This is a genomic window from Mesorhizobium sp. P2_D5 (genome assembly GCF_056404355.1).
Map to the genome: position 1 here is coordinate 39,068 of NZ_JBFUEE010000012.1, position 19,335 is coordinate 58,402.

The window sequence follows — 19,335 nt, forward strand, 5'->3', positions numbered from 1 at the left end:
GGAGATCAATCATCATGTCCACTATCCAACAGGCCGGCACCTTCACCCTTGGCAGCCACACCGTGAAGCGGCTCGGCTACGGCGCCATACAGCTCGCCGGGCCCGGTGTGTTCGGGCCGCCCAAGGACCATGATGCGGCACTGGCAGTGCTGCGCGAGGCCGTTGCGCAAGGGATCGACCATATCGACACCAGCGACTTCTACGGCCCGCACGTCACCAACCGACTGATCCGCGAGGCGCTGGCCCCCTACCCCAAGGACCTCGTCGTCGTCACCAAGATCGGCGCCCGGCGCGGCGCGGATGGATCGTGGCTGCCGGCCTTTTCCGCCGAAGCGCTAACCCAGGCGGTGCACGACAATCTACGCAATCTCGGCCTCGAGGTGATCGACGTGGTCAATTTGCGCATCATGTTCGATACCCATGGTCCTGCCGAGGGGTCGATCGAAGCGCCGCTCACCGTGCTGGCCGAACTGCAACGCCAAGGCCTGGTCAGGCATATCGGACTGAGCAACGTGACACCTACCCAGATCAGGGAAGGACGCCGGATCGCCGAGATCGTCTGTGTGCAGAACCAGTACAATCTGGCGCATCGCGGCGACGACGCCCTGATCGACGACCTCGCCCGTGACGGCATTGCGTACGTGCCGTTCTTCCCGCTCGGCGGCTTCAACCCGCTGCAGTCTTCGACGCTCTCCGATGTGGCGCAGCGCCTCGGCGCCACGCCGATGCAGGTCGCGCTCGCCTGGCTGCTTCGGCGCGCGCCCAACATCCTGCTGATCCCCGGCACATCGTCGGTCGCGCATCTGCGGGAGAACCTCACTGCCGCCGAACTCAAGCTTTCGGGCGATGTGCTCAGGGAATTGGATGGTATGGCGGCGGCTGCCTGACGACGCAGCACTGCGCGCAGTTGCATAAGCAATAGGCCGTCCTTCGGCCGGCCTGTTCGGGCTCGGCAGTCACCCCACCCGCGCCTGCGGCGCGACCTCCCCATCAAGGGGAGGTAGGGCGCCCAGGTTTGCCATCGCTCTGCAAACATTCCGACGACCAACTGGCGACAAACTTTTGCCTTGCAGCCACTCGGCGCGCGCCGTTAGCAGCAACCTCTACCTCCCCTAGATGGGGAGGTCGGCGCGTAGCGCCGGGTGGGGTGACGGCGCTGCATTCCCAGGCGGGGTGCGGCGCCAACGTTCCTAGTTGATGCTCGCCGTACTCGCCGGCTCAACCGGCCTCGCCTCGTCGGCGTAAGGTACGCGGTAGCCATTCTCCGCCAGCCAGTCGATCGCCGCCTTCGGCTCGTCGGTCTGGATGATGGTGGCGCCGCGATCGGCCCAGAAGCCATATGTCTCGCGCGGCAGGCTGGCCTGGACCGCCAGCTCGTCGCCGCGGCCACCGGCGAGGAAGCCGCCCGGCTTGTTGACGATGGCGTAGGTGTCGGCCCAGATGTGCCAGTTGCCACGCACCGCGGCCGCGCGCATGCGCGTGCTGAACAGCGGCCCGCCGGTCTCGGTCAGCGTCTCGGCGCCTGCCCGCCAGTTGATCAGCTCGGTCGCGCGTGGCGAGAAGGCGTGGTCGACCGTCTCGGCGAAAGCGGCATCGTGCACCGCGTCGTCAGCAATGATCGGCATGAACTGGAAGCCGCCGCCGATGGCATCCATGGCGGCTTTGACCGTGGTAATCCGGGTGGCGTTCCACAGGTTCTCCTTGACGATGACCTGTTCGGCCATCCCGAGATCGCGAGCCACCGCAATCATGCCGGAGAGATCGCCGACCTCGAGCTTGTTGTCGAGGTTGATGAGGATCCGGTCCCTGGTCGCCAGCAGCATCTCGCGCAGCGTCGAAACTGTCTCATTGGTGATGGCGCCGGTACCCTCAACCACCAGTCGGCAAGTCTTCAGTTCAGCCAGCGTGTATTTCACCACCTCGCCCTTGCAGGTCGTGGTGCGGTCGAGCCAGCTGTCATGCATGACGACGAACTCACCATCCTTCGAGCGCCTGATGTCGACCTCGACGATTTCGGCACCCATGCCGATCGAGCCGTTGACGGCCGCGATCGAATTTTCCGCATAGAGCGTCTTGCCGGCTTGCATGCTGCCGGCGCGATGCGCGGCGATCATGACGTGGTCGCGCCACTGGTTGGCTTGTTCGAAGCGGTCGAGGATCTGCCTGGCGCGGGTTTCTCCTGCCAATGATTGGCCAGAGGCGGCCGCAAGTGCCGCGCAAAGCAGAACGCTCAGCCAGATGGTCCGCATCGAGAATCGCTCCTTGCCGGATCGAAACCCGGATAGGCGATGCCCGTGACAGCCCGGTGAACGAAGCCGGCTAGCAGCTTTCTTGTTTGAGCATGATCTCTTCCGAAAACCGGTCTCCACCTTTCGGGATCATGCTCGCGTCAGATGCGTCAGATGCGTTTCGACAGCCGGCGGAACCAGGCCATGGCCGGCATCTCGACGAAACGCCAGGTGATCCAGGAGGCGGCGATCGTGGCGACAAGCATGACGACGATCGCCACGGCCCCTGTCCAGCCGGCGCCGAAGCCGGTCGCCGGCTCGCCGCGCAGCACGATGTCGTCGATCAGGCCCATGCCAAGCTTGCGCTCGACGAGCCCGGCGATGTTGATCATGCGCGCCTGGACGAAGATGTGGACCATGTAGATCGAATAGGACAGCGCGCCGAGCGTCAGCATGAACGGCGTCCTCAGCAGGGCACTGATCCAGCCGCCTTCATGCGCGAAGAGGAACAGCGCCAGCGCGAACACCAGGGGTGCCGCGATGCCGAAACCATTGTCGCCCGACAGCGAGACAAAAAGCACGATGACGGCGACCATGACGATCTCGGCAAGGGTCCAGGCCATGCGCGGGCCGCCCCTGGCCAGGGCCTGTCGCGCCCCTGCAATGGAATCATGCTGAAACCAGGCAAGCAAGGCGCCCAGCGAGAAGCCGTACAGGCAGCGGATGAAGCCGAAATCGAAGGACACATCCATATGATGGGTCGAGAAGCCAAGCAGGAACAGCGGCGCGGTGACGGCAGCGCCGACGAACCATATCCAGGCGAGCTCGCCGGCGACGAAGACCACGCCCGCAAACAGCAGATAGGCGAAGAACTCCGCCGAAATGCTCCAGCTTGGCGCATTCCAAGTCAGGTGATCCTCGAAGCCGACGCCTTGCAGCAAGAGAAGGTTGGCAAGCAGGCTCCTGAGGTCGAAACCTCCGGTGAAGGGAGCTGCCCCGGTGCCGTGCAGTTGCGGCAGCACCAGCCGCAGCAGCTCGAAGGCGGCAAAAGCGGCCAGCATGAGCAAATGCAGCGGGTAGATGCGGCCAAAGCGGACCAGGGCGAAGCGAGCCACTTCTTCCGGCTGGCTGAGCCGGCTGCCGTAGCTGCTGGCGATGACGAAACCGGAAAGAACGAAGAAAAAGTCGACGAAGAGGTAGGACGAGCCGATGAGGGCGCTTTGCGAAATCGTCGAACCGGTCGGGAAGTGAAACAGCGCCACCATCAGCGCGCAGATGCCGCGCCACGAATCGAGAACCAGGAAGCGTTCGCCGGCAATCGTGCCGCTGTGGGTCGACACCACGGCGCGGGGAGGATTAAGAAACGCGGTCTGCGTCATGATGATACAAATCCTGTTTTGCCATGGCACTTGAGGGGCGCCATTTCGTCTCCCCAAGCTGTGACTGGCATCTTCCGTGCCGGTTCTGTAGTTGTTGCACCCCGATGAAAAACAAGGACCCGTAATGGCGACCAACAACATCGACCATGCCTTCACCGCCCGCTCCAAAACGGGCGCGGCCCTCGAGCCTACCTATTCGGGCGCGCTGTCGTTCATGCGGCGCAAATATACGAAGGACGTGAAGGGCGCGGACGCGGTGATATGGGGCATTCCCTTCGACGCCGCCGTCACCAACCGGCCCGGCGCCCGCTTTGGGCCGCAGGCGATCCGCCGCGCCTCGGCGATCCTCGACAACGACCCGCAATACCCGTTTTCACGCGATCTGTTCGAGCATCTCGCGGTGGTCGATTATGGCGATTGCCTGCTCGATTCGGGCAATCACCAGAAGACGCCCGGCACGATCGAGCGCGAAGCGGCGAAGATCCTCAAATCCGGCGCCTTCCTGTTGTCGCTCGGCGGCGACCATTTCGTCACCTGGCCGCTGCTCAAGGCGCATGCCGCCATCCACGGGCCGCTCGCCCTGGTGCAGTTCGATGCCCATCAGGACACCTGGCCGGACGACGGCAAGCGCATCGACCACGGCTCTTTCGTCGGCCGCGCCGTCAATGAAGGCATCATCGATCCCGACCGCTCGATCCAGATCGGCATCCGCACCCACGCGCCCGACACGTTCGGCATCAAGATCCTCTACGGTCACGAAATCGAGGAGATGCGTGCGTCCGATATCGCCTATGCCATCGTCGACCGCACCGGCGGCAAGAAGACCTATCTCACCTTCGACATCGACTGCCTTGACCCGGCCTATGCGCCCGGTACCGGCACGCCGGTTGCCGGCGGGCCGTCCTCGGCAAAAATCCTGTCGACGCTGCGCCAGCTCAACCAGATCGATATTGTCGGCGCCGATGTCGTCGAGGTTGCGCCGGCCTATGATCACGCCGATATAACGGCGATCGCCGGCTCGATGGTGGCCATGCAGTATCTCGGCCTGCTGGCCGAACGAAAGGCCCGGCTGGAAGAGCTGAACAACAACGGCAACCACAACGGTGCCGCGGTGAATCACGGTCAGGGCATATAGTCTTGAAATATCAGGGAATTTGATCAGGCAAATGAAACCGAAAATCTTCATCGACGGCGAGCACGGCACCACCGGCCTGCAGATCAGGGCGCTGCTTGCCGAGCGCGGTGACCTGGAAATCATCTCCGTTCCTGCCGAGCGCCGCAAGGAAACGGCGGCGCGCGCCGAGTTCCTCAATGCCGCCGATGTCGCCATCCTGTGCCTCCCCGATGACGCGGCGAAGGAAAGCGTCTCGCTGATCGCCAACGACACCACCAAGGTCATCGACGCCTCGACCGCGCATCGCGTCGCCGAAGGCTGGGCTTATGGTTTCGCCGAGATGGACAAGGAACAGGCAAAGACGATCGCCTCGGCAAAACGCGTCGCCAACCCCGGCTGCTGGCCGCAGGGGCCGATCGCGACGCTGCGGCCGCTGGTCACGGCAGGCCTGCTGCCGGCGGACTTCCCGATCACGGTCAACGGTATTTCAGGCTATTCGGGCGGCGGACGGCCGATGATCGAGGACTATGTCGCCAAGGGCGAGAACGCCTCGGAGTTCCTGCCCTATGGCCTCACCTTGCAGCACAAGCACGTGCCTGAACTCAGGGCCTATGCCAAGCTGTCGCATGATCCGATCATGCAGCCGGCGGTGGGCAATTTCGCACAAGGCATGATTACGGTGGTGCCGCTGCAACTCGGTGGTCTCGACCATGTGCCGACGGGTGCGGAGCTTCATGCGGCGATTGCCGACCATTTCGCTGCCATCAAGGACGGCGTGGTCGAGGTGGCACCCTATGCGCATCTGGAGCGTATGCCGGACATCAATCCGGAGATCTACAACGGCACCAACCGGATGAAGGTCTACGTCTTTGCCAACGACAAACGGGCGCAGGCTCTGCTGCTGGCGGTCTACGACAATCTCGGCAAGGGGGCCTCGGGTGCCGCCGTGCAGAACATGGACTTGATGCTCGGCCTCTGATGGACGCACCAGTATTTCCGACGCGCTGGAGGGTCAGCGCGCCCGAACTCATCGCCGAGACCTTTTCGAGCCGCATCTGGAAGGTTCGGCACGAGGATGGTTCGCCGGCGATCGTCAAGGCGCTCAAGCCTTTCGACGACGTCGCGGACGAATTGCGCGGCGAGCATTATCTCGCCTGGCGGCGCGGCGACGGCGCGGTGCGCCTGCTTGGCCGCGACGGCCACAGCATGCTGCTCGAATATGCCGGTGAAACCCTGCTGCAGCAGGTTCTCGACAAAGAGGGCGACAACGCCGCCACTGAAATCGCGGCCGAAGTGATGGCGAAACTGTTTTCGCCTGGGAAAGACCCCTTCCCGCCCGAGTTGCAGCCGCTCAGGGAGCGGTTTGCCAGCCTGTTCAGGAAAGCCGCGAGCGACCGCAACGCCGGCCATGACAGTCTCTATGTCGAGGCCGCGGCAATCGCCGATCGGTTGCTGGCCGATCCGCACGATATCATGCCTCTGCATGGCGACCTGCATCACGACAACATCCTGCACGGGTCGCGCGGCTGGCTGGCAATCGACCCGAAGGGTGTGCTTGGCGATCCCGGCTTCGACGCCGCGAACATGTTCTACAACCCGCTCGACCGGGACGATCTTTGCCTCGATCCGGAGCGGATCGCGGATATGGCCGAGGTCTTCGCCAAAACGCTGGGCCAGGCTCCGCGCGCCATTCTTGATCATGCCATCGCCTACGGTTGCCTGTCGGCATCCTGGCATCACGAGGACGACAACGCGGTCGAGGAGAACCGCGAATTGTCGATCGCCGAGGCGATCCGGGCGGTGCGGCCAAGCTTCTGATCCAGCCGGTCAACCGGCGACGGTAAGGGCTTGTTCACCATGATGGGCTACTCACATTGCGTGGCTCCATCAGGGAATTGTCATGGTCAGCGCGATTTCGGGTTCCTCCCAGGCAACCCAGTATTCCTCGTCCGGTTCATCGAGCAATGCAGCCCAGGAGGCCGCGCTCGAAAAGCAGATCCAGGATCTGGAAGACCAGGCCAAGGCGATCAAGGACCAGGTCCAGGCCGCCCAGGTGCAGCAGGATATCGCTGTCGCCCAGGCCAAACTTGATGCACTCAGGGCCGCCGACGCCGACAAGGCGGCCAAGGCCGCTCAGAGCCAGTCAACGCCATCCGCCGCAGCCTTGCGCCAGGCCGAATTCGACGGCGAGAAGACGACAGCGTCAAACGAATTCTGGATGTGACCGGCCGATCGGCTCGGGATCAGCTCCTGAGCGCGATTTCGTGCGGCAAGGGATAGGCACCCTTGGTGCCGCGCCAATGCGCGGCGGCAAAGCCCAGCACGATGAGCGCAAACCCCTGATGGGTCAGTGCCATATGCAGCGGCACATGCATCAGCAGCGTGCCGATGCCGATCGAAGCCTGCACCAAAACCAGCGCAAACAGCAGCGTGGCGCGGCGGGCGTGCGTTGTTCCAGGAAGGCGCCGACGCGTGGCGATCATGTGCCACAAGGCCACGACGAACATCGTATAGGCGCCGAGCCGGTGGACGAACTGCACCGTCTTGGGGCTTTCGAAGAAATTGCGCCACGCCGGCTCGAGGATCAGCAAATCACCAGGGATCAGCTTGCCGTCCATCAGCGGCCAGGTGTTGTAGCTCAGGCCGGCGTCGAGCCCGGCGACCAGGCCGCCGAGATAGATCTGGATCAACGCCAGAAACACGATGAAACCGGCCAGCCTCTGCGTCGAGCGGTCAGCGGCGGGTTCGGAATGCGGCGCCAGCCCACGCGCGACGACCATGGTGGCGGTGAAGATCAGCGCCGCCAGCGTCAGATGGGTCGCCAGCCGGTACTGGCTGACCGAGACCCGGTCGACCAGCCCTGAGGCCACCATCCACCAGCCGATGGCGCCCTGCAGGCCGCCGAGCAAAAGGATGCCCACCAATTTTGGCCCCAGGCCGCGCTCGATGCGGCGCGTCGCCCAGAAGAACAACAGCGGCAAGGCAAAGACCAGGCCGACGCTGCGCGCCAGGATGCGGTGCGCCCATTCCCACCAGAAGATCGACTTGAACGCCTCGATGCTCATGCCCTTGTTGAGCTCGGCATATTGCGGGATCTGCTGGTAGAGCTGGAATTCCTCCTGCCACTCGGCGTCGTTGAGCGGCGGTATCACGCCATGGATGGGCTTCCACTCCGTGATCGACAGGCCGGCACCGGTGAGCCTGGTGGCGCCGCCGACCAGCACCAGCGCAAACAGCACCAGCACCACCACATAGAGCCAGCCGCGCAGCAGCGCCCGGTTGTACAGGTCGCGGTCGCGGGCCACGAAGGGCGCGGCAGCTGATATGGCAGCCATGGTCTTGTCCCGGCAGGTTGGTTTGGCGGATTGGTGGACCATCGCACCCTTGCTGGCAAGACCAGACGGCGCGGCACGCCGTCGCGCCGCGTCTCACCGGTTGCACAGGGTCGCGTCAAGGCCTATGCGAAGCCAAGAGCTTGCCGGACCTGCGAGGTCCCGGCGGCCTAGACCAGGAGGCCAACCATGCCCGTGCGCCTGAAAAAGCTGATCGGAGCGTTCCTGCTGGTGGCGCTGGTCATCATCTACGCGCTGGTCGCATCGATCTTCGCGGTCGCCCGGCTCTCGGAGTCGAGCCCGTGGGTGCATTTCCTGTTCTTCCTGCTCAGCGGCCTGCTGTGGGTGCTTCCGGCGATGGGCATCATCAAGTGGCTGATGCTGGAGCCGAAGGCGAAGCGCTGAACCGGAACCCGGCCCCGCCGCAGTCAGATCGTCACGAGCATCTTGCCGGCGTTGGCGAGCGGCGTGGTCACGCCCGACAGCATGGTGCGGATATGAGCGAGGCTCTGGTAGCGGCCGTTGACTGAAATGCGCGGTAAGGCATGGAGGAACCCGGCATGTTCGGCGCGCAGCACGCCGTGGCGCGTGGTCACGGCCGAGGCATAGCCGGCGTCGCGGGCAAAGCCTACTTCGCGGCAGCCCACCGCCCTGGCATAGCCATAGGGATAGGCGAAATGGCTTGGCTTTTCGCCCAGTTCCGCCTGCAGCATGTCACCCACGGCGCCGATCTCGTGCCGCGCATCGGTTTCGGAAAGCCGCTTCAGATTGCTGTGGTTGATCGTGTGGGCGCCAATCGCCACCAGCGGATGCGTGGCGATGCTGCGGATTTCATCCCAGTTCATCAATGTCCGCAGGCGCGGGCCGTCGGCGTCGACGCCATTCGAGCGAGCCAGGTCACGCAGCACGGCTTGCAGGTCCTCCTCGCGGACTTCGGAGGTGAGATAGACATGCAGGCGTATATTGGCCTGTAACTTCTTCGCAGGGGTCGAGCAGTCGATCACCAGCGGGCCATTCGGCCGCGTCAGGGTGAGGCTGTCGCGCACGTTGACGATGTCCTCGACCACATCCCACCACAAATCGGCGGTGCCATTGATCAGCCCGGGCGCGACATAGATGGTCATCGGCGCGCCGTGCTTCTCCAGCACCGGCAGCGCCTCCGTCATGTTGTCGCGATAGGCGTCGTCGGCGGTGATGGTTGCGAACTCGCCACCCTTGCCGCCCGCCTTGATGCGCTCGACCGCTTCGTCCATGGAAACAAAGGCATAGCCGCTCGCCTTCATGTCGGCGATCACAGCATCGAGGAAGCCAGGCGCGATGTTCAGATGACGGTTGACGCTGTCGGGCTTTTCGGGCGTCGCGGTCACGCGGTGCAGCATAAGTATAGCGCCAATGCCGCCGATGAACGGCTTGGCCAGCGGTGCAAGACCGGAATAACGGGCGACGTTCAGCGCCAGTTTCCGGATTGCCTCGCCCCCGTCGATCATTCATTCACCTTTTGCGCCTAGGCTAAACCAAGCACGGAATGCGCCTATGCGGCTCCCCAAATCGCCATCAGTACGCCCTAAGGATTGAGGTATGGTTGACGCAACAGCGTCATTTGACGGCAATCGGCTCGCTGCAACCGAGGCGTCGCCGCGAGCCTTGCCGGGAGACCAGGCCGGCCTGTCGATTTCAGTGATGTCCGCGGAAGGGCTCGCGGCCTATGCCGGATTCTGCCGCTCGGCCCTGTTTGCACCGGCGCAGAGTGCCGGCTGGATACTGAACTGGGCCGAGCAGGTCGGACCGGATCTGCTCATAGCGACGCTCAGCGCCGAAGGCCGGCCGGTTTTTTCGCTGGCCCTGGAGGTCACCGCGAAAGGTCCGTACCGCGTCGCCCGCTTCATGGGCGACCGCCACGCCAACGGCAACTTCGTCGCCTGTGATCCGCAATGGCTGGCCAGGGCGGATATCCGGGCCATTCGATCGCTGTTGGCGACCATCGCCAAGGCACGCCCGGACATCGATCTCGTCGCGCTCGAGCGGTTGCTGCCCGATCTCGACGGTGTCATCAATCCACTCGCCTTGCTTGACCATTTTGCCAGCCCAAACTTGTCGCTGGCCGTCGATCTCGGCGGTGGCTTCGATGCGCTGCTGTTGCGCGCCAGCGGCAAGCGCAAGCGCAAGAAGCACCGCTCGCAGATGCGCAAGTTCGAAGCCGTCGGCAGCCACCGACGCATCGAGGCGCGCACGGCCGACGAGGTGGACAGGCTGCTCGATGCCTTTTTCGAGATGAAGGAATTCCGCTTCCGCAAGATGGGCATCAGCAACGTCTTTGGCGACGAGCAGGTGCGCGCTTTCTTCCGCGCGCTGTTCACGCACGCGCTTGCCGAAGACAAGCCCTCCTTCGTGCTGCACGGGCTCGAGGTGGCCGGCAAGCTGCGCGCCGTCACCGGGTCAAGCCGCTCGGGCAAGCGCCTGATCTGCGAGTTCGGAGCGATCGCCGAGGACGATCTCGGCAACACCAGTCCCGGCGACTTCCTGTTCTTCGACAACATCCAGGAAGCCTGCGAGACCGGTTTTGCCGTCTACGACTTCTCTGTCGGCGACGAGCCCTACAAGCGGCTATGGTGCGATATCGAAACCCAGCATTTCGAGGTGCTGGTTCCCTTGACTCTGAAGGGCCGCGCGCTGGCGGTGACGCTCCGGCAGGGAGCAAGGTTCAAAGCCTTCATTAAGAACAGCCCGACGATCTGGAAGCTGACCAAGATGCTGCGCCGCAAGACTGCCGGACAAGCAGCGCCCATAACCGGCGAGAATGAGAGCTAGTTTCGGAAATTCAGGGCTTCTCTAAGGGCGGGTTTGACTCAGAGATCGAGATCGGCCTCGATGTCGTCAAAGCCTTAAGTTGTCGCCACGGAGTGAGGACGATGATGCCGACCATCCGCACGCTGTCACTGCATGAGTTGGCGGTTCTCATCGACTGGGCGGCGGTGGAAGGCTGGAACCCTGGTCTTGAAGACGCGGCGATGTTCCAGGCTGCCGATCCCGCGGGCTTTATCGGCGCCTTTGCCGGCGACGAAATGGTCGCGGCAATCTCGGCAGTGGCCTATGAAAGCGGATTCGGCTTCATCGGCCTCTACATCTGCCGGCCGGACAAGCGCGGCAAGGGCTACGGCAAGGCGGTGTGGGACGCCGGCATGGACAGGCTTGCCGGCAGGACCGTCGGCCTCGACGGCGTCGCCGAGCAGCGCGCCAATTACCGTCGCAAGGGCTTCAAACCCGCCTACGAGACCATCCGCTATAGCGGCCGCGCGGCAGGCCCGGTGGTCGAGGCCGACGGGTTGCGCACCGTGACGGCCAAGCTCGTGCCCGACATCATCGCTTATGACGCATATTGCTTTCCGGCACCCCGGCGAGCCTTCCTGCAGCGATGGCTGCAGGCGCCGCATCATGCGTTGGCGGCGGTCAGCCCGCGCGGTACCACCGGCTATGGCGTGGCTCGACCGTGCCGCTCGGGCTTCAAGATCGGCCCGCTGTTTGCCGACAGCGACGACACGGCGCTGCAGCTGCTGGACGGACTGGCGGGGGCCTGCGAGGGCGGCGACCTGCACATCGACGTTCCCGCCGAAAAGGCCGGTTTCATTGCGGCACTCGAGGCGGCCGGCTTTGCGCCGACCTTCAAGACCACCCGCATGTACAAGGGCCCGGCCCCGGAGCTCGGCCTGCAGCGGCTGTTCGGCGTGACGACCCTGGAATTGGGATAGATCAGGCGGAGCGTCAGGCCGCCGAGCGCCGTCCCGGCACCGGATTGCCGGGCGGTTCGTGGCCGAGCGGCGTCACCAGCGTCAGGTCGGGATAGCCACTTTCGATCAGCTTGACCGCGGCCTGCGTCACTTCATCGTCCGGCTCCAGCATGGACAGCAACACCTCGGTCGCATCGCCGGCCAGACGGCTGATGCCTTGCGCGTCGGCCGGTCCGCATTCGACCACCACCAGATCATAGGCTGTGGTCAGCGACTGCATGATGATCGGCAGCCGGTCGGCGGCGCGCATGGCGCGGACCGGATCGGCGGTGCCGACAGGAATGACGTGGCAGTCAGAATAGAGATCGGCATGGATGACGTCGCTGAACTGCGCTTCCGAAGCGAGCAGGTTGGTGATGCCGGGGAAAAGGCCGCTGTCCAGCATCGGCCGCGAGGCGGCCCCCGAAGCGGTAAGGTCCAGCAACAGGACGCGCAGGCCGGCGTCGGCGACCTCGCGTGCCACCAGGACCGCCGACGCGGCGGCCTCGTCGCCCTCCGGCGAGACGAATATGGCGCGCGCCGCACCGCTGGCGATCAGCTTTTCGGCGGCCTTCTCAATGTCGATCTCGCCCAGAGTGGAACGCACCGGTTCGGCCTCGGCAGCCGTCTCCTGCGCTGTCGCTGCTTCGGTCATCGCGACCATATCAGGCGCTTCGGCCGCATGCGCATAAGGCGCATCGATCTCGGGCATCGCGGTGGCATAGGGCATCACGGCTGTGTAGGGCTCCGACCTCGTGTCAGCCGGGCCTTCTCCCATCTCCGGGCGAAGGATAGGGTCCTGGAGGACGGCGGGCTCCTGGTGGACAGCCGGCATCGCGACCCTATCCAGCGCCTGAGCTACATGGGGCATCGCGACCTCATCGATGCGTTCGAAGCGGGAACCGGTCGCCGGCCGCATGGCGCGGCCAGAAAACAGCTCCCTTAGGAGCGTCACGATGGCCATGACCAGCAGCGATGCGACGAAGGCGGCACTGACGATGGGCAGGACCTTCGGGAAATACGGCTCGGACGGCACCTGCGCCAAGGAAACCACCCTTGCATCGACGGGCAGATAGTTGCGATCCTTGCGCGACGCCGCGCTGAGGTAGTTCGCCTGGTACGATTCGAGCTGCTGGCGCTTGGCGGCCGCATCACGCTGCAAGGCATCGAGCTCGACCTGCTGTTCGCCGGCGCGGGCCGATGCCGCCTTCAATGTGTTGACGTCGGCGACAAGCTGGTTCTCACGAGCCTGCGCGGTCTGCGCCTGGGTCATCAGACCCTTCATCAGCTTTTGCGCCTCGTTGCGGATCTGGCCGTCGAGATCGGCAAGCTGAGACTTCAACGCCCGGATGCGCGGATGATTGTCGAGCAAGGTGGTGGAAAGATCGGCGATGTTGGCCCTGAGCTCGACCTGCCGCTCGCGCAGGCGCTGGATCAGATCGGAAGACAAGACCTCAGGCACGGCATCGAGCGAACCGCCGCCCTGCAACGCCTTGCGCACGCTGTCGGCGGTCGCTTCCGCCGAGGCGCGGTTGGCGCGTACACGCATCAGTTCGCTCGACAGTTCGGAAAGCTGCTGCGTGGCAAGCACCGAATTGTTGCCGCCCATCAAAAGATCGGATTGTGCACGGTAGGTGGCAACCTTGGCCTCGGCATCCCTAACCTTCAGCTGCAGGTCGGCGATCTCCGGCGCCAGAAAATCAGCGGCGGCGTTGTTCGATTCGAGCTTGGCGGCCCCTTGCCCCTCAATATAGGCGGCGGCAATGGCATCTGGTACGGCAGCCGCGAGCTTGGGATCTTCCGATGAGAACTCAATGGCAATGATGCGGGTCTTCTCGACGCTATAGACGTTGAGCTTCTCATGCATTTTCTTGAGGACGCGCTCTTCCGTCGGAATTTCCATCGGGTCGCTCTTCAGACCGACGAGGACCAGAGCGCGGCTCAACGGCGACATGTCGAGTGCTTCGTCGAACTCGGGCAGCTTCTCCAGACCAAGCTTTTGCGCGACCTGCTTGAGGATTTCGTTGGAGGAAATGATCTGGACCTGGGTGGCGACGCCCTGTTCATCGAGAATTGGCTTGTCGGCGTCGTTGTTGCTGGCCGGCCGCGTATAAACGGATTCACGCGGCGCAATCTCGACCTGGGTCTGTGCCTTGTAGTGACGTGTGGCAAACGAGGCGAGCGCGAAAGCCGCGCCGGTCACCACCAGTGCGACGACGAGGATGCGCAGCCAGTTCCTCGCCAGGCTGGCGAAGAGCTGCCTGAGATCGACGTCAACATCTGCGGCCGCGGACTGAACGGACATGCATCCCTACTCCGATACTGGGTCAGGACACACCGTAAACAACTATGGTAACTCAGCCGTTAAGATGGCCGTAAGTTTGCGTTAGGGTTTACTGGCGGACGCCAAACAAAACCGCCAAAAAAATCGCAAAACTCTCGCCGCCGCGCGCTGTGTCGGCCGCTCCCTTTACCGGCCATTAACCCTAACAGGATGATAACGGACCTCGATCCCTAGAGTTGCTGCGGGGCTGCAGCGGCCAGTCGAAGGTACCTGTCCGGTCATGAAAAGCACTGCTTCCCTGTTTCGCGCGCTGCTTGCCGTATCGATGCTTGCCGGCTGTTCCAGCTACCGGCCGACGCCGGCAGCCTTCCACGAAGTGCTCGAACAGCCTTATCGTCTTGGCGCGGGCGACCGCGTCCGCGTCACCGTGTTCGAGCAGGACGGGTTGACCAACACCTACAGCGTCGACCAATCCGGCTACCTCTCCTTCCCGCTTGTCGGCGCCGTACCGGCGCGCGGCCACACAGCGCAGCAGATGGAAAAGGAAATCGCCGACAAATTGCGGCAAGGCTATCTGCGCGATCCCGACGTTTCGGTCGAGATCGACCGCTACCGGCCGATCTTCGTCATGGGCGAAGTGGGTGCCGCAGGCCAATACTCGTACGTCCCCGGCCTGACGGTGCAGAAGGCAATCGCCATCGCTGGCGGTTTCACCCCGCGCGCCAACCAGGAAAGCGTCGACATCACCCGCGACATCAACGGTAAGGTGATGACCGGCCGTGTGGTCACGTCCGACCCGCTGCTGCCGGGCGATACAGTCTACGTCCGCGAACGCCTGTTCTGACGACCCACGTGGTGGACAACCTCAGGATCGTCCATTGCTTTCGCTCACCCGTCGGAGGAATTTTCCGCCATGTGCGCGACCTGACCGAGGCGCAGGTCGCTGCCGGACATTCCGTCGGCATCGTCTGCGATTCGACGACCGGCGGCGAGTTCGAGGAACGTCTGTTCGAGCAGATGAAGGATATGCTGGCGCTCGGCATCCATCGCACGCCGATGCAGCGCCATGTCGGACCGGGCGACCTTGCGTCGGCCTGGCGCACTTACAGGATCATCAAGGAATTGCGGCCGGACGTGTTGCACGGGCACGGCGCCAAGGGTGGCGCCTATACCCGTCTGTTCGGCTCATTGTTGCGGGTATCAAGGTCTCGCGTAGCCCGCCTTTATTCGCCGCATGGTGGCTCTCTCCACTATGACGAGAACACGACCACCGGAAAGCTGTTCTTCGCGCTCGAGCGCTTCATGGCGCTCTTCACCGACCACCTGCTGTTTGTCTCCGACTACGAAAGGCGAACCTATCGCCGCAAGGTCGGAGAGCCGCAAATCCCCAACACCCTGGTCTACAACGGATTGCGCGCCGCCGAATTCGAGCCCGCGATCACCGGGGCCGACGCAGCCGATCTGCTCTATATCGGCATGATGCGCGACCTGAAGGGTCCCGACATCTTCATCGACGCGCTGGCCCTCGCCGGCCCTCGGCTCGGCCGCGCGCTGACCGCGGTGATGGTCGGCTCCGGCGACGACCTGCCCCGCTACCACGCCCAGGTGAAAAGCCTCGGGCTTGAGGGCTACGTCCGCTTCCTGCCGCCGATGCCGGCCAGGGAGGCTTTCGCGCTGGCGGCGCTCGTCATCGTTCCCTCGCGCGCCGAAGCCATGCCCTACATCGTCCTGGAGACGCTTGCCGCCGGTAAGCCGATGATCGCCACTTCCGTCGGCGGCATACCGGAGATCTTCGGCTCCGGCTCCCGTGCGCTGATCCGGCCTAGCCCAGTCGAGCTTGCCGACAAGGTGAGCCAGGCGCTGGGCGACCTCGCCGCCTATCGCAAGCTGATGCCCGATGGCGCCAGCCTCAAGGCACGCTTCGGCGCCGATGTGATGGCCGCCGACATCGAGAAGGCCTACTTCGCCGCGATCAACAAATAGGCCTCAAGCCCCAGGCCGTTTCAAAGCCACTTGTTGTTTCAAGGCTTTCTTAGCTCTCTTTTGCTATTCACCGTAGGGAAGCTTGCGGAAAGCCCCATGAACGAGATCGACCCCGCGCGCCGCTTTTCACCAGAGGCGGTGCGTAAATTCGACGGCCCGGCCGAAGGCGACACGCCGCCCGGCGGCATGAACGATGTCGCCCGCCAGGTCGCCTCGCAGTACAGGCGCGATACCATGTCGCCGATCATGGTCAGCGGCGTGCTACGCATGGTCGAATTCGGCTTGCTGCTGGTGTCGGGGCTCGGCATCTATTTCTACTATGTCGGGTTCTTCAACTATCTCGCCTGGCAATACCCGCTGACGATCGCCGCGTCGTCGTTCCTTGCCGTGGTGCTGCTCGACGTCACCGACTGCTACCAGATCGTGGCCCTCATGCGGCCCATCGCCAATTTCGGCCGCGTGCTGCTGGTCTGGGCCAGCACTTTCGCCCTCATGGCGCTGACGGCATTCGTCATGAAGATGTCGGAAGACTATTCGCGCCTTCTGTTAGGCACCTGGTTCGTCATCGGCTTCGTTCTCCTTTTCGGCCTCAGACTGGTGATGTCGAAGCTGATCCGGCGCTGGGCGCGCGATGGCCGCATGGAACGGCGCGCCGTCATCGTCGGCGGTGGCAAGGCGGCTGAAATGCTGATCCGCTCGGTCGAAAAGCAGCCCTACAACGACATCCGCATCTGCGGCATCTTCGACGATCGCGGCGACAAGCGCTCACCGCCCATCGTCGCCGGTTATCCCAAGCTCGGCACCATTTCGGAGCTGATCGAGTTCGCCCGCATCGCCCGCATCGACATGCTGATCGTATCGCTGCCTCTGACCGCCGAATCGCGCGTGCTGCAGCTGTTGAAGAAGCTGTGGGTGTTGCCGGTCGACATCCGGCTGTCGGCCCATTCCAACGCGCTGCAGTTTCGCCCGCGCGCCTATTCCTACATCGGCTCGGTGCCGATGCTCGATATCTTCGACAGGCCAATCAACGACTGGGATTCGGTCGCCAAGCGCGCCTTCGACATCGTCTTCAGCCTCATCGGCATCGTCGTGTTCTCGCCGGTGATGCTGGCGACCGCCATCGCCATCAAGCTCGACAGCAAGGGGCCGGTGCTGTTTCACCAGAAGCGGCACGGCTTCAACAATGAAATCATCGAGGTCTACAAGTTCCGCTCGATGTATACGGACAAGGCCGACCCGACCGCCAAGCAGACGGTGACCAAGAACGACCCGCGCGTCACCCGCGTCGGCCGCTTCATCCGCAAGACCTCGATCGACGAGCTGCCGCAGTTCTTCAATTCGCTGCTGGGTTCGCTGTCTCTGGTCGGCCCGCGCCCGCACGCCATCGCCGCGCAGTCGCACAACCTTCTCTACAACGAAGTGGTCGACGGCTATTTCGCGCGTCACAAGGTCAAGCCCGGCGTCACCGGCTGGGCGCAGATCAATGGCTGGCGCGGCGAGATGGACACCAACGAGAAGATCCGCATGCGGACGGAGTATGACCTCTATTACATCGAGAACTGGTCTCTGCTGTTCGACTTGCGGATCCTGTTCCTGACGCCGGCCCGGCTGCTGAACACGGAAAACGCCTATTGAGCGCGATTTCCCATGAGCTGCCGCAGGCCGCGGTCAACGCCAAGCTGATCGCGCTGATTTCCTCAGCCGCGGTGTTCGTCGGCATATTCCTGTCCGGCTTCGTAATCAGCGAACCGGCGCCCTATGAACTCTATATGGCCGGGCTGATCGCCATCTGGGCCCTCTTCGGCCTCAGGCTGTCGCGCGCGGCAATGCCGCTGCTGGTGCTGCTGGTGGCGATGAACATCGGTGGCATGATGGCGATGACGCAGATGGCGGATCTCGCCAACACGCCGCTCTATCTCGCCGTCTCGCTGTTTCTCGCCTTCACCGCGGTGTTCTTCGCCTCGGTGACCGCGGTGCAACCCAGTCTCTACCGGCTGATCTTCTTCGCCTATGTCGTGTCGGCGGTGATAACCTCACTGCTCGGCATAGCGGGCTATTTCCACGCCTTTCCGGGCGCCGAGATGTTCACCAAATACGACCGCGCCGCCGGTGCCTTCCAGGACCCGAATGTGTTCGGACCGTTCCTGGTTCTGCCCGGCATCTATCTGCTCTATCTGCTTTTGACCGGACCGGTCACGCGCATGCCGCTGCTGGCGGTGCCGCTGCTGATCATCACCGCCGGCATCTTCTTTTCCTTCTCGCGCGGCGCCTGGGGCATGTTCGCCGTTTCTGCTGTCCTGCTCACCGGTTGCCTGTTCCTGCAGAGCGCCAGCGACATGTTCCGGCTGCGCGTGGTGGTGATGACGGTTGCCGCGCTGTCGCTGCTGGTCGTCGCCATGATCGTCATCCTGCAACTGCCCGGGGTGTCGGAGATGTTTTCCAACCGCGCCCATCTCGAACAGAGTTACGACACAGCCCGCCTCGGCCGCTTCGCCCGCTACGCAATCGGCTTCCAGATGGCGCTCGAGCATCCGTTCGGCATCGGCCCGCTGGTCTTCGGCACGATCTTTGGCGAAGACACGCACGATATCTGGCTGAAGATGCTGATGGACTATGGCTGGCTCGGCTTTGTGTCGTTCCTGACGCTCGTCGCCTGGACGATAGCAGCCGGATTCCGCATCCTGCTGCGCGACCGGCCATGGCAGCCCTACCTGTTGTGCGCCTATGTCGCCTTCATCGGCAATATCGGGCTCGGCACCTTCATCGATATCGACCACTGGCGCCACGTCTACCTGCTGCTCGGCCTGATCTGGGGAGCCATCGCGCTTGAGTACAGACACCAGCGGCTGTTGCGGCCGGACCCGGTTCAAGCCCAAGGTGGAAGGCTAGCTGTAGAACGCGGTTGGTTTGCGAGCGTCAAGGATCTTGAGCGCTCGTAAGTTCCTGTATCTTTTCCAGGAGGTTTTTGACCAGCAGCTGGTAGACCTGCGTGAGTTCCCCTGGCGATAATTCGACTCTGATGTCGTACTGCCCGGAATAATTCACCTGCAGATTTACTGTCCCGAACAGCGTCGTTGCGCCATCGCGTATGTCGGTCGCCACGATCATGTTTTGCAATGACTGGTCGAGCAGAATGACGCCGGGTTCACCGGGGTGATTGTGTCTTGTCGTCCTGATCTTCACGTCAACCTCCTTTTCGGACCTTTCAAGAAAAGCGCAGAGCCAGCCGAGATTACCGCAGTTCCCTGTTC

The 19,335-nt window shown here is 63.4% G+C and carries 18 protein-coding genes; 12 read left to right on the forward strand and 6 right to left on the reverse strand.

From position 1 onward, the window contains the following. Window positions 1-14 precede the first annotated feature (14 nt). The gene (locus AC1DYW_RS31830) at window positions 15-887 is read left to right on the forward strand and encodes an aldo/keto reductase family oxidoreductase (RefSeq protein WP_477228817.1); all 873 of its coding nucleotides are present in this window, start codon (window positions 15-17) and stop codon (window positions 885-887) included. 303 nt (window positions 888-1,190) lie between these two features. Here AC1DYW_RS31830 and AC1DYW_RS31835 read toward each other — a convergent pair whose 3' ends face one another. Further along, the gene (locus AC1DYW_RS31835; protein WP_477228818.1) at window positions 1,191-2,249 is read right to left on the reverse strand and encodes a glycerophosphodiester phosphodiesterase family protein; all 1,059 of its coding nucleotides are present in this window, start codon (window positions 2,247-2,249) and stop codon (window positions 1,191-1,193) included. A gap of 149 nt (window positions 2,250-2,398) precedes the next feature. Next, window positions 2,399-3,607: an acyltransferase family protein gene (locus tag AC1DYW_RS31840; protein WP_477228819.1), complete on the reverse strand. Its 1,209-nt coding sequence runs from the start codon at window positions 3,605-3,607 to the stop codon at window positions 2,399-2,401. Window positions 3,608-3,731: 124 nt separating this feature from the next. Between AC1DYW_RS31840 and speB the strand changes: the two genes are divergently transcribed. From speB to AC1DYW_RS31860, 4 genes are all read left to right on the forward strand, one after another. After that, complete coding sequence (speB, locus tag AC1DYW_RS31845) at window positions 3,732-4,742, forward strand: agmatinase (protein WP_095081232.1); 1,011 nt, start codon at window positions 3,732-3,734, stop codon at window positions 4,740-4,742. Between the two features lie 31 nt (window positions 4,743-4,773). Beyond that, the gene (gene argC / locus AC1DYW_RS31850; protein ID WP_477228820.1) at window positions 4,774-5,700 is read left to right on the forward strand and encodes an N-acetyl-gamma-glutamyl-phosphate reductase; all 927 of its coding nucleotides are present in this window, start codon (window positions 4,774-4,776) and stop codon (window positions 5,698-5,700) included. Further along, window positions 5,697-6,539 (forward strand): aminoglycoside phosphotransferase family protein, encoded by an 843-nt coding sequence (locus AC1DYW_RS31855; RefSeq protein WP_477228868.1) that lies wholly within the window; start codon window positions 5,697-5,699, stop codon window positions 6,537-6,539. The genes argC and AC1DYW_RS31855 overlap by 4 nt, the downstream gene beginning before the upstream one ends. A gap of 82 nt (window positions 6,540-6,621) precedes the next feature. Beyond that, the gene (locus tag AC1DYW_RS31860) at window positions 6,622-6,945 is read left to right on the forward strand and encodes a hypothetical protein (RefSeq protein ID WP_477228821.1); all 324 of its coding nucleotides are present in this window, start codon (window positions 6,622-6,624) and stop codon (window positions 6,943-6,945) included. Between the two features lie 19 nt (window positions 6,946-6,964). Here the strand turns inward: AC1DYW_RS31860 and AC1DYW_RS31865 are convergent, their stop codons facing one another. Further along, window positions 6,965-8,056, reverse strand: coding sequence for a COX15/CtaA family protein (locus AC1DYW_RS31865; protein ID WP_477228822.1), 1,092 nt, complete (start codon window positions 8,054-8,056; stop codon window positions 6,965-6,967). A gap of 186 nt (window positions 8,057-8,242) precedes the next feature. On the opposite strand from AC1DYW_RS31865, the gene AC1DYW_RS31870 reads away from it, so the two are divergent. Next, window positions 8,243-8,458: a DUF2842 domain-containing protein gene (locus AC1DYW_RS31870; RefSeq protein WP_457152663.1), complete on the forward strand. Its 216-nt coding sequence runs from the start codon at window positions 8,243-8,245 to the stop codon at window positions 8,456-8,458. A gap of 23 nt (window positions 8,459-8,481) precedes the next feature. Here the strand turns inward: AC1DYW_RS31870 and AC1DYW_RS31875 are convergent, their stop codons facing one another. After that, complete coding sequence (locus AC1DYW_RS31875; protein WP_477228823.1) at window positions 8,482-9,540, reverse strand: polysaccharide deacetylase family protein; 1,059 nt, start codon at window positions 9,538-9,540, stop codon at window positions 8,482-8,484. A gap of 91 nt (window positions 9,541-9,631) precedes the next feature. On the opposite strand from AC1DYW_RS31875, the gene AC1DYW_RS31880 reads away from it, so the two are divergent. Beyond that, window positions 9,632-10,861 (forward strand): GNAT family N-acetyltransferase, encoded by a 1,230-nt coding sequence (locus AC1DYW_RS31880; protein ID WP_477228824.1) that lies wholly within the window; start codon window positions 9,632-9,634, stop codon window positions 10,859-10,861. Between the two features lie 101 nt (window positions 10,862-10,962). After that, on the forward strand, window positions 10,963-11,799 hold the full coding sequence (locus AC1DYW_RS31885) for a GNAT family N-acetyltransferase (protein WP_477228825.1): 837 nt from the start codon (window positions 10,963-10,965) through the stop codon (window positions 11,797-11,799). A 13-nt stretch (window positions 11,800-11,812) separates the two neighbouring features. Here AC1DYW_RS31885 and AC1DYW_RS31890 read toward each other — a convergent pair whose 3' ends face one another. Further along, window positions 11,813-14,122: a GumC family protein gene (locus tag AC1DYW_RS31890; RefSeq protein ID WP_477228826.1), complete on the reverse strand. Its 2,310-nt coding sequence runs from the start codon at window positions 14,120-14,122 to the stop codon at window positions 11,813-11,815. Window positions 14,123-14,381: 259 nt separating this feature from the next. On the opposite strand from AC1DYW_RS31890, the gene AC1DYW_RS31895 reads away from it, so the two are divergent. The 4 genes from AC1DYW_RS31895 (at window position 14,382) to AC1DYW_RS31910 (ending at window position 19,023) form a co-directional block, all read left to right on the forward strand. Further along, window positions 14,382-14,945 carry a polysaccharide biosynthesis/export family protein gene (locus AC1DYW_RS31895; RefSeq protein WP_095081215.1) on the forward strand — a complete coding sequence of 188 codons (564 nt, stop codon included), beginning with the start codon at window positions 14,382-14,384 and terminating at the stop codon, window positions 14,943-14,945. 8 nt (window positions 14,946-14,953) lie between these two features. Next, a complete protein-coding gene (locus tag AC1DYW_RS31900) occupies window positions 14,954-16,084 on the forward strand; it encodes a glycosyltransferase family 4 protein (RefSeq protein WP_477228827.1) in 1,131 nt (376 codons plus the stop codon). 96 nt (window positions 16,085-16,180) lie between these two features. Beyond that, a complete protein-coding gene (locus AC1DYW_RS31905; RefSeq protein WP_477228828.1) occupies window positions 16,181-17,719 on the forward strand; it encodes an undecaprenyl-phosphate glucose phosphotransferase in 1,539 nt (512 codons plus the stop codon). After that, the gene (locus tag AC1DYW_RS31910; RefSeq protein WP_477228829.1) at window positions 17,716-19,023 is read left to right on the forward strand and encodes an O-antigen ligase family protein; all 1,308 of its coding nucleotides are present in this window, start codon (window positions 17,716-17,718) and stop codon (window positions 19,021-19,023) included. Before AC1DYW_RS31905 ends, AC1DYW_RS31910 begins: the two co-directional genes overlap by 4 nt. Here AC1DYW_RS31910 and AC1DYW_RS31915 read toward each other — a convergent pair. Continuing rightward, window positions 19,001-19,267 (reverse strand): hypothetical protein, encoded by a 267-nt coding sequence (locus AC1DYW_RS31915; RefSeq protein WP_477228830.1) that lies wholly within the window; start codon window positions 19,265-19,267, stop codon window positions 19,001-19,003. The genes AC1DYW_RS31910 and AC1DYW_RS31915 overlap by 23 nt on opposite strands. Between the last annotated feature and the right edge of the window lie 68 nt (window positions 19,268-19,335).

What these genes read in the sequence shown, in the direction of transcription:
- AC1DYW_RS31880 (WP_477228824.1), top strand. Translation starts at nt 9,632, where the DNA reads ATGGTTGACGCAACAGCGTCATTTGACGGCAATCGGCTCGCTGCAACC.
- AC1DYW_RS31840 (WP_477228819.1), bottom strand. Translation starts at nt 3,607, where the DNA reads ATGACGCAGACCGCGTTTCTTAATCCTCCCCGCGCCGTGGTGTCGACC.
- AC1DYW_RS31885 (WP_477228825.1), top strand. Translation starts at nt 10,963, where the DNA reads ATGATGCCGACCATCCGCACGCTGTCACTGCATGAGTTGGCGGTTCTC.
- AC1DYW_RS31835 (WP_477228818.1), bottom strand. Translation starts at nt 2,249, where the DNA reads ATGCGGACCATCTGGCTGAGCGTTCTGCTTTGCGCGGCACTTGCGGCC.
- AC1DYW_RS31865 (WP_477228822.1), bottom strand. Translation starts at nt 8,056, where the DNA reads ATGGCTGCCATATCAGCTGCCGCGCCCTTCGTGGCCCGCGACCGCGAC.
- AC1DYW_RS31830 (WP_477228817.1), top strand. Translation starts at nt 15, where the DNA reads ATGTCCACTATCCAACAGGCCGGCACCTTCACCCTTGGCAGCCACACC.
- AC1DYW_RS31890 (WP_477228826.1), bottom strand. Translation starts at nt 14,122, where the DNA reads ATGTCCGTTCAGTCCGCGGCCGCAGATGTTGACGTCGATCTCAGGCAG.
- AC1DYW_RS31905 (WP_477228828.1), top strand. Translation starts at nt 16,181, where the DNA reads ATGAACGAGATCGACCCCGCGCGCCGCTTTTCACCAGAGGCGGTGCGT.
- AC1DYW_RS31870 (WP_457152663.1), top strand. Translation starts at nt 8,243, where the DNA reads ATGCCCGTGCGCCTGAAAAAGCTGATCGGAGCGTTCCTGCTGGTGGCG.
- AC1DYW_RS31860 (WP_477228821.1), top strand. Translation starts at nt 6,622, where the DNA reads ATGGTCAGCGCGATTTCGGGTTCCTCCCAGGCAACCCAGTATTCCTCG.
- AC1DYW_RS31895 (WP_095081215.1), top strand. Translation starts at nt 14,382, where the DNA reads ATGAAAAGCACTGCTTCCCTGTTTCGCGCGCTGCTTGCCGTATCGATG.
- speB (WP_095081232.1), top strand. Translation starts at nt 3,732, where the DNA reads ATGGCGACCAACAACATCGACCATGCCTTCACCGCCCGCTCCAAAACG.
- argC (WP_477228820.1), top strand. Translation starts at nt 4,774, where the DNA reads ATGAAACCGAAAATCTTCATCGACGGCGAGCACGGCACCACCGGCCTG.
- AC1DYW_RS31875 (WP_477228823.1), bottom strand. Translation starts at nt 9,540, where the DNA reads ATGATCGACGGGGGCGAGGCAATCCGGAAACTGGCGCTGAACGTCGCC.